Genomic DNA, 1,173 nt, shown 5'->3' with positions numbered 1-1,173 from the left:
CACGCTGCTACCAGCCCTCAGCCGATCACGACAGCGACACGCTCAAGTGCCGTTGCAGTACTAGGGCCTGTCTGAGCGATCTCGCCGGCTGAGGTCGCATAGCCAGATACGGATGGCCGCAACAGCGACGGTGCCGGCGAAGACGTAGCCGCGTTTGTCGGTACGCATGGCGACCGCGCGGCGGTCCTTGAGCCGGTTGATCGCGGTTCGACGGTGTTGCGGCGCTTGTAGGCCTCGCCGTCGAAGGCCGGGGGCCGCCCGCCGCGGCGACCCCGGCGCAGCCGGTGCCCGACCTGATCATCGGGTGTCGGGATGGTCGCGGTGATCCGGCGGCGGCGCAGGTCGGCGCGCAGTCCGGCGGCGGAGTACGCCTTGTCCGCGATCAGCCGATCCGGGCGGCTGCGCGCCGGTCCGGGCCGGTGCCGGGGCACCGTGAGCCGGTCCATGAGGAGGGCGTAGGCCAGCGTGTCCCCGCGTTGACCGGGGCTGAGCACGTGCACCAACGGGCGGCTGCGGCCATCGGCGAGCAGGTGCACCTGGGTGCTCAGGCCACCGCGGGAGCGGCCCAGCGCCTCACGGTCCCGACTGGCCTGGCGGCGTCGCTCGTCCGCGCCGGGGTGACCGGTGTTGACCCCCCACACGCCCGCGGTCGCGCGGGCCGGGGGCGACCTGCGGCGCCAGCCGCTCGGCGGGCACATCGCGCGGCGGCTGCCCGCGGGCGCCGGCGGCGTGCTGATGCGCGCGCACGATGGTCGAGTCGATGGCCACCGCCCACTCGCCCTGCTCGGCGGTCAGGTCCACATCGCAGGCGGTCCGCAGCGTCTGCAGCACCCGCTCCCACGTGCCGTCGGCCGACCAGCGGCGATGCCGGTCATAGACGGTCTGCCAGTGCCCATAGACGGGCGGCAGATCGCGCCACGGGGCGCCGGTGCGGATGCGCCAGAGAACCCCGTCGACCACCGGGCGGTGGTCGACCCAGCGGCCGCCTCGTCGCGGGGTGCGGTCCGGGAGCAGCGGCTCGAGCACCGCCCACTGCTCGTCGGTCAGGTCATGCCGGTCCTGCATCCACCTGCCCTACACCCGCAGCGGGAAGATCCGCCAGACAGGCCCTAGTACTGCAACGGCACTTGAGCGTGTCGCTGTCGTGATCGGCTGAGGGCTGGTAGCAGCGTG

Annotated in this window: 1 pseudogene; it reads right to left on the bottom strand. The window is 73.4% G+C overall.

Annotated elements, in window-relative coordinates:
• Positions 1-60: 60 nt before the first annotated feature.
• Positions 61-1,065: pseudogene (locus BM414_RS28150) on the bottom strand (IS5 family transposase).
• Positions 1,066-1,173 lie beyond the last annotated feature (108 nt).

The sequence above is a fragment of the Geodermatophilus amargosae genome, from assembly GCF_900116515.1.
In the GTDB taxonomy this organism is placed as follows: domain Bacteria; phylum Actinomycetota; class Actinomycetes; order Mycobacteriales; family Geodermatophilaceae; genus Geodermatophilus; species Geodermatophilus amargosae.
Note: the sequence above shows the minus strand (reverse complement) of the source record. Positions and strands in the feature narration are given on the sequence as shown.